Source organism: Singulisphaera photorubra (genome assembly GCF_045290345.1).
Taxonomy (GTDB): domain Bacteria; phylum Planctomycetota; class Planctomycetia; order Isosphaerales; family Isosphaeraceae; genus Singulisphaera.
In genome coordinates, this window is sequence record NZ_CP155447.1 from 1,204,618 (window position 1) to 1,215,756 (window position 11,139).

The 11,139-nt window shown below is 63.4% G+C and carries 8 protein-coding genes; 4 read left to right on the forward strand and 4 right to left on the reverse strand.

What is annotated here, in order from left to right:
* Positions 1 to 138: 138 nt before the first annotated feature.
* The 4 genes from V5E97_RS04555 to V5E97_RS04570 all read right to left on the reverse strand — a co-directional run bounded on the left by V5E97_RS04555 (position 139) and on the right by V5E97_RS04570 (position 6,971).
* Positions 139 to 909: a hypothetical protein gene (locus V5E97_RS04555; RefSeq protein WP_406698101.1), complete on the reverse strand. Its 771-nt coding sequence runs from the start codon at positions 907 to 909 to the stop codon at positions 139 to 141.
* A gap of 214 nt (positions 910 to 1,123) precedes the next feature.
* Complete coding sequence (locus V5E97_RS04560) at positions 1,124 to 2,290, reverse strand: hypothetical protein (protein ID WP_406698103.1); 1,167 nt, start codon at positions 2,288 to 2,290, stop codon at positions 1,124 to 1,126.
* 277 nt (positions 2,291 to 2,567) lie between these two features.
* On the reverse strand, positions 2,568 to 5,771 hold the full coding sequence (locus tag V5E97_RS04565; protein WP_406698104.1) for a caspase family protein: 3,204 nt from the start codon (positions 5,769 to 5,771) through the stop codon (positions 2,568 to 2,570).
* Between the two features lie 636 nt (positions 5,772 to 6,407).
* Positions 6,408 to 6,971 (reverse strand): winged helix-turn-helix transcriptional regulator, encoded by a 564-nt coding sequence (locus V5E97_RS04570; RefSeq protein WP_406698105.1) that lies wholly within the window; start codon positions 6,969 to 6,971, stop codon positions 6,408 to 6,410.
* 233 nt (positions 6,972 to 7,204) lie between these two features.
* Here V5E97_RS04570 and V5E97_RS04575 point away from each other — a divergent pair, with 233 nt between their 5' ends.
* The 4 genes from V5E97_RS04575 to V5E97_RS04590 all read left to right on the forward strand — a co-directional run bounded on the left by V5E97_RS04575 (position 7,205) and on the right by V5E97_RS04590 (position 11,029).
* The gene (locus tag V5E97_RS04575; protein ID WP_406701123.1) at positions 7,205 to 7,675 is read left to right on the forward strand and encodes a MaoC family dehydratase; all 471 of its coding nucleotides are present in this window, start codon (positions 7,205 to 7,207) and stop codon (positions 7,673 to 7,675) included.
* 190 nt (positions 7,676 to 7,865) lie between these two features.
* Positions 7,866 to 9,128 (forward strand): beta-ketoacyl-ACP synthase II, encoded by a 1,263-nt coding sequence (fabF, locus tag V5E97_RS04580; protein ID WP_406701124.1) that lies wholly within the window; start codon positions 7,866 to 7,868, stop codon positions 9,126 to 9,128.
* A 266-nt stretch (positions 9,129 to 9,394) separates the two neighbouring features.
* Positions 9,395 to 10,366, forward strand: a complete 972-nt coding sequence (locus V5E97_RS04585; RefSeq protein ID WP_406698107.1) for a hypothetical protein — start codon at positions 9,395 to 9,397, stop codon at positions 10,364 to 10,366.
* A 192-nt stretch (positions 10,367 to 10,558) separates the two neighbouring features.
* A complete protein-coding gene (locus V5E97_RS04590) occupies positions 10,559 to 11,029 on the forward strand; it encodes a hypothetical protein (RefSeq protein ID WP_406698108.1) in 471 nt (156 codons plus the stop codon).
* The last annotated feature ends 110 nt before the right edge of the window (positions 11,030 to 11,139 follow it).

An 11,139-nucleotide genomic window follows, 5' to 3' on the forward strand; every position in this document is an offset into this window, starting at 1 on the left:
CTCCCGGAATTTTCCCGAACGAACAGGGCTTCCAGACCCGATTCTCTCTCTATCCACAACGCCGAGGGAAACCGGCAACACCAACCTCGAAAAGTTTTCGCCAGGCCATGGACCTGGCTTCCTCGAACTCGACCGAGATCACTGGGAAGCTGAGAGCGCAGTCATCGTCCCATCTTTGCCAACCACATAGTTGTGCCCGTTGTAGGTAAACACGGAACCTGGAGCTGCGTTGGCGTGCTCCGCCGGAATCTGATAGCGCTCGCCCGGGGTCGGGCCATTGGAAGTTTGCGTGGCCTCGGTGCCGGTCGTTGGCGGCACCGGGCCGTTGTACGCGGTCATCGTCCCATCGTTGCCCAGCAGGTAGCGAAAACGCCCTTTCGTGACCACCGTGCCAGGCGGCTGGTTGGCAAACTGAGCCGGGATCTGATACGGCTGACCTGCGATTGGACCGGCGGAAGTCATTGTCCCGTCCGAGCCGAGTTGGTAACGATAGCGTCCCCACGTAATCACCGTGCCAGGTGCATAATTAGCGTAGTAGCTTGGGATCTGATAAGGCTGCCCCGGAGCTGGAGCCCCAAGGGTCTGATACTGGGGTTGGGGCTGGAATTGATTGCCAAACGCGTTAGACAGGCCACTGCCATTAAAAGCATTAGCGTTATTGATTCCGCCCCTGTTTGAAGGACCGATGTAAGGCGTTGATCCGTAACCGCCTTCCTGCCGGTTCTGCAAGCCCCCCATTGAGGAGCCACCCAGTGGAGCAGGCGAGCCGGGCTGAGGCGTTTGGTCCATGCGATTGCGATAATCGTAGGCCCCCCGCTGCTGCTGCTGAGCGTGGGCGGGAGTGGAGTCAGCCCAGACGGGCAGGACCGCCAACAGCATGAAAATCCAAGTCGGCCGAATCGTTCTCATCGTGAAGGCACCCGCAAGAGGATTCCGTGCAACAAGGACATCAACCGTTTTTTTATAAGGATTGGCTGATTCTGACAGTCGGGGCACCGGAATCTCGACAACGAGACCCCGGCCCCAAAAATCGCTCAAGCTATGCTCAACCAAGCTCCCGCGTGATACGCCTCAAACAGGGCAATGAGGGCGGTTCCCCGATGCAGTGGCCAGTTGTCCCCCTTTACTCGGGAGCCTTGAACGCGGTCATCGTCCCGTCATCGTTGGCGACATAGCTGTTCCCGCCATAAGTGATCATTGATCCGGGAGCTGAGTCTGCGTGCTCCGCCGGGATCTGATACCGCTTGCCCAGAACCGGGCCGGCGGGCTTCGCGATCGCGTCGAAGCCAGCGAACGGGTCGTCCGTGCTGGGCTCCTTCATCGCGGTCATCGTCCCGTCATTGTTGGAGATATAGCGGTTCCCGCCATAGTTGATCTCCGAACCAGGGGAAGTGCCCGCGTGCTCCGCCGGGATCTGATACCGCTTACCCGGAACCGGGCCATTCGACGTGAGTTCCACGTCCGAGTCATCCGAACCGCCCGATTCGATGAACGCGGTCATGGTTCCGTCGTTGTTGGAGAGATAGTGATTCCCGCCATAGCTGATCTTCGTGCCGGGGGCCGTGCCGGCGTACTGGGCGGGAATCTGATAGCGTTGGCCCGGGGTCGGACCGCTGGAGCTCGCCTGGGCATTCGTGTTAGTGCTCGTCTGGGCCGGACCGGTGTACGCGGTCATCGTCCCGTCACTGCCGAGCTGGTAGCGATACTGCCCCCAGTTGATCACCGTCCCCGCCGAATGGTTGGCATATTGAGCCGGGATCTGATAGGGCTGACCGGGATTCGGGCCGCTGGAGACCTGCTGCTGGTACTGAGGCTGCTGGTACTGAGGCTGCTGGTACAACTGGTTCTGATACTGCTGGGGCTGCTGATACTGAGGCTGCTGACCGAACGCGTCGGACAGCCCCCCATTATTGAAGCTGTTAACTCGGCTCATTCCTCCCAGATTGGATGGGTTGAGGGAAGGGGCCGCGCGAACCCCACCCCCTTGCTGATTTTGGAGACCTCCCAGGTTGGAGCCTCCGAGATTGTACGACGGATACTGGGGCCTCTGCCCCTGGAGGCCTCCCAGGTTGGAGCCTCCCAGCGGAGGTTGCTGCCTCGGGTAATTCCCCTGCTGCTGCTGGAGCCCTTGATTGATACCTCGCAGAATTTGACCGGCGAAGTTAGCGGCATCATTCCCACCCGACCGCCCATAGCCTCCTCGCCCTTGAGCATGGGCGGGCGTGGTATAAGCCCACGCGGGTAGAGCCGCGACGAACATGAGGGCCCGGAACATCGAACTCGATTTCATATCGATGGCTCCCGCAAGAAGATTCCAGGTGAAGCGTGAGGCAATCGCCTCATCGCCATCAAAGTACGGTACCGGCAAAGCGTTGTGTCACAGCCCTTCTTACGCGAGCTAGGTCGGCGGATCGGTCCGGCCACCCACTCGGCCGAGCCGAAGGCGACAAGCCGAGGGGCGAGTCCACCATCACAACATCACCCCCCTGAAGAGTCGGATCTCGAGCAGGGGAAAAAACGAATCGCGAGCGAAGCCCTGGGCTTCGACCGCAAAGTGGGCCGCGGTGTCATTGCGGACCTCCCGGCGCGGAACCGCCTGAAGCCGCCACGGGCTTGGCGAATTTATAGATCGCGAAATTCGGAATCGTGGATGGTTTATGCGTCGTGGGATGCTGCTGGCCGCGGGTGAATTTCTGCACGCGGTTGTCGATCCAGAAATCAAGCTCCGTGATCGTCAGCTTGCCGTCTTTATCAAGGTCGCTGGCGGAATCCTGAAGGGTGTCGAGGATCGCCTTGGAGAACGCGCCATTCTTGAGCTTGGGATACTCGAGGCTCTCCTCGCGCGGGGTGGACGACGCAAACAGGATCGCTCCCACTTCGTCCGAGACCAGCTCGCGGAGCGGGTCGTCCACCAGCTTGGCTCCCAGACCGCCGCTGTGACACGTATCGACAAAGATGAGAACCTTGCACGGTAGCTTGGCGACCTGGCGAATAAACTCGGCGGACGGAATGCCGGTGGCCAGGAGTCGGTCCGGGTCGATCTCGTGTGTCCCCAGGTAATAGTCGCCCGAGGCATCGCGCATGCCGTGCGACGACATGAACAGAATCGTCACATCCTCCGGTTTCGCCACCTGGGCGAGCCGCTGGAGACCGTCGCGAATGTGAGTTGCGGACGCTTGAACATCGATCAAGGAACGCGAGTCGACCCCGGAGTAGAAAATGTCCTTCTGCGCCTCCCAGGCGGCCGCGAAGTCGGTCGCATCCTTGTGAGCGAACCGCAGATTCAGGTCCTTCAAGGCATATTGCGAGATCCCCACGGCGAGGATGTAGACCTTCGGCTTGGGGGGTTCCGCTCCGCCGCTCCGCTCAACGGCAACGACCACCGGCTGACTGGTCGACTCCTTGTTCATCGCCAGGACCGAGACCTCGCTGCGGCCATGCGGAACGTCGACCTCCTGGGTCACGGTCTTTCGCTCGGGCGTGTCATCGGGGCCATTGACAACCGCCCCCCCCTGGGCAGGACGTCCGTCGACGAGGATCTTGACTTCGGTGATCGGCAGCTTGTTCTGCGACTGGATCTCGGCCCGGACCATGACCCGCCCCCCGCGAACCCGGGCGCCCGAGTCGGGCTCAATCAGGCGGACGACCGGCGGCTCGACCTTTTTGAGGTCATCGACCTTGCGCAGGTCGAGCATCTCGACCTGGCGCGGCCGCGCGGCGTTGGCCGCGGCGACCGCCTTCGAGACGTCGCCTAGCTCGAGGACGCGGTCGATAATGTCAGGGCGGTAGAACCGCTTGCGAAACTGGCGGGCGAGATAGAATTTGGCCGCCCGCGCACGGCCGTCATTGACGTGCCACCCGATCAGTCGATCTCCCCCGGGCGAAGCGTCGTAATACCCCTGGGGAGTCCAGGCCACCCATTCGCCGGCATGATCAATAAAGAGGCTGATCAAGGGCTCGATGAAGTCGCTCGAGGCGATCAACTCAATCTTCGCCCGGTACGGCTTCCCCCCACGCGACATCTCGAAATCCACGATCTGCCCGACCTTGAAAGGCCAGCGATCATTGATATAGCGATCGACCAAGGTCGGCATGTCGAGCCCTCCCATCCGGGAGAGCAGGTCGCCATAACGGATCCCCGCGCGTTCCGCGAAGCCGCCGGGACGGAGATAGGTGACGATCCCCCCGGCCGAGTAGTCGAAGTCAGCCGCGGCGTAGATCTTGAGGTTGGCGAGACTCCAGACCCGCAGCGTCCGGTCGATCGAGGAGGAGGCGAGAAAACGGCCGTCGGGCGACTCCGCGACGGCCGTCACGGGAGCGGAGTGGCCGACAAATTCGCGCCGACCGATCATCCCGCGCAGGTCCATGCACATCATCGCGTTATCATCTCGGCCGATGATCACCGCTTCGTCCAGGCCGAGCAGACTCGACTTGGCAAACGTCGAGCACATCGCCATCACGCCGGGCGGAAAGGTATAGCGACTCACCCGACGCCCCTGACGACGGTACGCGAGCGCATTCACGTTCCACTCGGCGGCAATCTCCGGGGCCAGTTCCCGGTCCCCATCGCGAAGGCTGGCCACCAGGGGATTCCCGGTGATCTCATCGCGAATCCGCCGCTTATCGAGGTCGAAGGTCTGATCCAGGTCGGCGTAGTCGTTAAACTTCCAGCGCGCCCCCGCATGAGGCTTCGTGCCGAAGGCAAGCCCCTGGCCGTTCGGATCCCAGCCCACGGAGTAGATCCGTCGGCCGGAACCGCTGAACAGCGATTTCCGCTTCCCCGTCGCGACCTCCCAGAGATGAATCTCGCCAAAGTGGTCACCGCTGGCCACCCAGGCGCCATCGGAGCTGAGCGCCAGCGACGGCACGCCGTAACCATGCCCCTCGTAGAGCCGGACCAACCGGCCATCCACGTCCGACCAGAGTCCGACGAAGTAGCAAGGGCGCCCTGCCTTCGTGCCGCTCCCCGAGCGCAAGTCGTGGCCGACGTCGAGATCCAGGTAGCGCGCGTCCTCGAGTCCCGCGTAAGGGAGTTTCACCTGGCGCATTCCCTGGTCCAACGCCATCAAGCGACCGAGGGTCTTCTGCACCAAGGCCGGCGTGCCGAGCTCGGCTCGTTCCGCCGGGAGCAACTTCGCGAACTCCTTGGCGCGAAGCGCAGACCAGGCTTTCACCCCGCCGCGATCGAACGCGATCAAGACCGGGATGTCGGTCAGGAAGCCAAGGTAACTGGGCAGCCCTTGAACCGTGGCATGACCGCGCACTTTGCGCGCTGGCCAGTCCCAAATCAGGACTTCTTCATCAGCACCGACCGAGGCGAGAAAACGCCCGTCGCGCGAGAAGGCGAGGCGAACGACCCCGCCGCGATCGTGCCCGGGAAGGAGCAGAGCGATCCGCTCGAAATCGGCGACATTGTAGACCCGAATCGCCCCTTCGGTCGTGTTCGACTGGACGCCGACCAGGAGCTCTCGACCGGACGGCGAGAACGCCACGGCCGCGCATTCCCCCTCGGCGCCGATGCCGTCGTACCCGCGCAACGTGGCCTGGATCTGACCCGTCTCGAGGTTAAAGATCCTGACGGTCTTATCGTTGCCCGCCGCGGCAAGCAGATGCCGGTCGGGACTGAAGGCGAGACTGTTGACCCGGCTGGTGAACCCCTGGGCATCCAGCACGAGCTTTGGCTCGGCCGGCTTCTCGCCCGGTGGCTCCGCGCGGCCGAGGACCGACCAGCCCAACAGTGCAGCCACGGCCAGGATTCGACGGATCCCCATATTTGGTCTTCCCGAGTGGCAGAGCGGAACTTCACGCAGGCTAAGCCCACGCGAACCCAACCGCTTCTTCAAAGCGGCGCAGGCCCCTTCCACTCGCTCCCGATTCCTCAAAATCGTACTCATCGACGGCCACCATCTTCGCCGTTGGGCCCGGACTCAACGCCGAGCCCCAAACCCCGCTACTTTTTTCTCGAACCCAGGCTCCAAGGAGTCAGCCCGACCGAGACTTCACTCTTGCTTCAAACAATCGGTCAAGGATGAGTGGCGAACGACCCATCTCCTCGCCACTCACTCGGCAGCCATCACCGCTCAGACTCATCAAACCAGTCGAGCCGTCAGCACAGGCCGGGCAGGAAAATTGGCCGAAGAAGGGCGAGCAACTCATCGCACCACAAAGCGATGGAATGGGTCCATGTCTAAAGAGCTAACAGACCCTAACATGTCGGAAAAACGATCGTCAAGAATGTCGATTCGCCACCTTCCTATTAGAATGACACGTTACGTCTAAAAAGCAACGGGGCAGAGCGGATCAGCTCTCGAACCTTCCTGTTTCGCTGGATGTCAGCCGCTCGGGCCTGGCTCTCCCGCTTCCATACCACCCATCCGCCCTTGTCTTCCCCATCAAGAGCATGGCAGTCATCCGCTCTCTTTGGCAGGGCGACGAGGTTGACGGTTGGTCTGCAGTCCTGCTTCCTGTTCCTTACCCAGAGGCTGCACTCGGGAGGCCGATGCGAGGCGATGGCGCATCCGTTCACCGGCGGCGGGGCCAGGAATCAGCGTGTAGTCGGTTTCGGTGATCGGGCGACCGCTCGTTCGATCGACAAGCACCGGCTCGGCAATCGCTCCGGTGCTCGCCTCGGCGAGCAGGACGCTCGCCCCCTCCGGAGCGAAGTGTTTGTTCCCCCAGGCCATCAGAGCCAGGAGGACCGGGCGCAAGTCCCGACCGCAGGGGGTCAGCACGTACTCGTCGCGCGGGGGCCGTTCACTGTAGCGGCGACGTTCCAGAAGCCCGGCGCCCACCAATGCGTTCAACCGGCGGGTCAGCATATTCGGCGCGATTCCCAAGCTCTTTTGAAACTCATCGAAGCGAGTCAATCCGTGCAGGGCGTCGCGGATAATCAGAATGCTCCACCACTCGCCCACCCGTTCCAGGCTGCGGGCGATCGGACACTCCACGTTGTCGAAACTCTTGCGTTGCATGACCCAGTCTCTCGGTGCTCCGCGCATCGCGGCGGCGACGCATCCTTGACTCGTTCTAACCGGGCTACTATCATCATGCAAGTCACTTGCGACGATTCGGAACCAACCGGGTGAGTAGCGCCACTCCAGAAGAAGTCTTGGCCCAAGCGTCAGCCTCTTTCTCTTGGGCGGGGATCGCTCCGAGAGGCCTGTGCCGGAGAATCGGCTTAGCGAGGTGAACCGTGGCGGAACGAATGGCGAGCGGTGAGGACGTTCGGCTCTATCTCGAAGATCTCCACGTGGGCCGGCGATTTACGAGTGGATCGCACAAGGTGGACGAGGAGCAGATCAAGGCCTTTGCCAGCCAGTTCGATCCCCAGCCGTTTCACCTCGACAACGAGGCCGCGCAAGGCTCCTTTTTCGAGGGCCTGGTGGCGAGTGGCTGGCACACCGCCGCGATCACCATGCGGCTGCTCGTCGATGGGGCTGTCCCCATCGCAGGGGGCTTGGTCGGTGCCGGCGGCGAGATCCAATGGCCCAGGCCGACGCGGCCGGGGGACACGCTCCGGGTCGAGAGCGAGGTCCTGGAGGTGAAGCCTTCGCGGTCGCGGCCCGATCGAGGCGTCGTCACGCTCCGAAGTGAAACGCGCAACCAGGAGGATCAGGCCGTGCAGGTCCTGACCGCGAAACTCGTCGTCCCGCGGCGCCCTGCCACGACCCAATAATCGACACTTCTGCACACATTAGCCACTTGCATCTCTTGTGGAGCGAGCGGCCATGATCCCTTCGCGGCGTGCCCCGGAAACGCGGGCTGGCGGCGGCGAGGCCACGCTGCGCGATGTCTCGGCCACCCCTTTTTGGGGAAAGAAGCAGGAAGTGATTCTCGAGTCTGTTCGTTCCTCAGGAGGTCTCGGCATGAGTGACGGTGAAAGTGGGGCAGGGGCCCGCCGCGTGGTCATCACGGGACTTGGCACGGTGAACCCGCTCGGCTCGCGGGTCGCGGCGTTCTGGGACGCGCTCTGCGCGGGGCGAAGCGGGATCGGACCGATCGAGCAGTTCGATGTGAGCGCCTTTCCGGTTCGGTTCGGCGGGGAGGTCAAGGGGTTCGATCCGTCGGGGTTGCCCGACCCTCGGGCCGCCCGGCGAATGGACCGGTTCACCCAGTTCGCGCTCCAGGCGGCGATCGAAGCCGTGGAGGACTGCGGACTCGACCTGGCGATGGGCGATCCCTATCGGCGCGGGGTGATCCTGGGATGCAGCATCGGCGGCCTCAATGAGTTCGAGGATGGGCACGGCACTTACTTGCGAGCCGGGCCGCGGCGGATCAGCCCGTTCGTGATCCCGAAGATGATGCCGAACGCCGCGCCGGCGACCTTGGCGATCCAGTTCGGGCTGATGGGCCCGAGCGGCGCCGTGGCCTCGGCCTGCGCCTCGGCCGCCGACGCGATTGGCGACGCGTTCCGGGCGGTACAGCGGGGTGAGGCCGACGTGATGCTCACCGGTGGTTCCGACGCGACGATCACCACCATGGGCCTGGGCGGGTTCGCCGCCGCCCGCTCGCTCTCGACCCGGAACGATTGCCCGCAAGCGGCGAGCCGGCCGTTTGACCGCGACCGCGATGGCTTCGTCCTGAGCGAAGGGGCCGGAATCCTGGTTCTCGAAGCGTTCGAGCACGCCCACCGGCGCGGGGCGAGGATCTACGGGGAGATTGCCGGCTTCGGGCGCACGAACGACGCCTACGGGATCGCCGCGCCTCACCCCGACGGCCGAGGCGCCGCCCGCGCCATCCGCAATGCGTTGGAGGACGCCCAGCTCCGGCCCGACGAGATCGACTACGTGAACGCCCATGCCACGAGCACGACCGCGGGCGACCGGGTCGAGACTCGGGCGATCAAGCAGGCGTTCGGCGAGCACGCCTACCGGCTGGCGATCAGCAGCACCAAGGGCATGACCGGCCACCTCTGTGGCGCGAGCGGAGCCATCGAACTGATCGCGACGACCCTCGCCACCTTGCACGGGGTGGTCCCGCCCACCATCAACTACGAGACTCCCGACCCCGCCTGCGACCTCGACTATGTGCCCAACGTCGCGAGAGAAATACGGGTGAAGCGCGCGATGTCGACCAGCTTCGGATTTGGCGGACATAACTCCTGCCTGATCGTGAGCACCCTGAACTGACGGATCTTAATCTTCTTCTCGGGCCCCCCCGCGGACCCGTTGCCGTTTCCCAAGAAGCCGCCGATCAGTTGGGGTTGCGGGATTTGGCGGACTCGGGTCAAATGCCCTGAACTTTCCGTGAAGGGGGATTCGCTAGAGGAAGGCGGCCCCCTCAGATTGGGGTCAATCGCGAGGTCTGCGTCTCTTCTTCTACTTTGACGAGCGATCGCGACCGACCGGACCAGGATTCTCAGAAGTCAGACAAATGGGGCAGGGAGGCCGCTCTCTTGCGCAAGGCGATCTTCGCTGTCATGCTGGTGGGAGCTTCGTTCGCGGGAGGGGCCGTGGTCAATGGCCCCGGCCTCCGCTGGGCCCAAACGACGATTCTCAGCTACCTGAACAGCGGCGACGATGAGGATGACGAGAAGGAGAAGGACGAGGCGTCCGACAATGAGGACGCCCCGAAGAGCACGGTCGGCCAGGAGCCGCTTGCCCCCATTCCCTCCACCCCCATCGTCCCGGTAGAAGCGGTTGCATCAGCGACTCCTTCGTCGAAACCGGAACCGGACGCCCTCAAGACAGAATCGCCCCGGCCGGAATCGGCCATTGCCAAAGCCTCCGCATTATTGGCCGCGATGCGGCCCCAGGCAGCGGCCCCGACTTCCCCCCAGTCCAGCAGCGACAAACCGCTCGGGCTCGATTCCGCGGAGCTCAGCGCCGCTCCGCCTGAGCTGAAATCCTCGAATGATCCCGAAATCGCCCTCACAAACGTTCCGACACCACTGCCTGAAGGCCCATCGACGCCCCAGGAGCCACTCGACCCCTTGCCCCCCTTGAGCGATCCCAACGCATCGTTCAGCGCGAAGGGCCGAGACAAAGGGCAAGAGCCCGGCTGGGGTGACTCCCCTGGCTCGGCAGCCCCTCCCCGGTTGCTTGGTGCGGACACAGCCGTCGCGCCCAAGCCCGCGCCTCCCAACCAGGAGCAGGAGAAGAACGCGAACGCCCTCGCAGTCGCCGCGCCTCGGCCAGCGTCCGACTGGATCGAGATCCGCCGCAGAATGGCCGCGTTGGGGGTCTCTCGGTACGGAATCGAAGGGGAGCCGAACGGCAAAGTCCGGTTCCACTGCGTCATCCCGCTGGCGGGCCGCCGCGCAGTCGCCCAGCAGTTCGAGGCTGAGGGAGATGACGAGTTGCAAGCGGCCGAGGTCGCACTTCGCCGGGTCGCCTTGTGGCGAGCCACCGAAAACCCGGGACCGTGACGGACCAAAGTCATGACTCAACGCCAGCATCGCCCTGGGTTGGCCCGACGACCGGCCAGGTCCTGTTTTCGGCTCTTTTCTCCCTGCGATCGGTCCCGTTCTGTTATCCGGCGTCTGATCGCCCTATAATCTAAAAAATCAAAGAGACGGACTGTTCTCCACTCACGGCGACTCCCAAGAAAGGCCCATTCAATGGCCGTCGAACCGCCGGCCAAAATGCTTTTGATCGTGACCGGGAGCACACTCCGGGCCGAAGATGTCGATCGCCCCTTGGCCTACTACCTGAAACAGCGGATCGACCACTGGTCCGACGACGCCAAGACGTCCTCGCCGATCTCGTTCCGGGTTCGCGTCGTTGCCGACTTCCGCTGGATCCACGACGAGCCGCTTCAGGCCCTCCCGACGATCTCGATCGGTGGCCCCGGCGTGAACGCCTTATCCCACCGCTGGCTCGAAGAGGTGCCGGTTTCCCTGGCCGTCGACGAGCAATATTACATCCAGATGGACCCCGACCTCGACGAACCCCAAGCCAGCATCTGGGGCATGGACAACGCGACCACCCAGATCGCCATCTCCGTCTTCATCGAACGATTCCTTCCGCGCTTCCTCGACCACTGCGCCAAAGACGCCTCCAATCTGCTCGACCTCGACGACATCGACTGATCGCCCCCTCACCTCGATTCGCCCCCTCACCTCGATTCGCCCCCTCGAACGAACCGCACTAAGTGGATGATGACCATCGGCCGGGTGCCACGGGTGCCCGGGTCGAATCG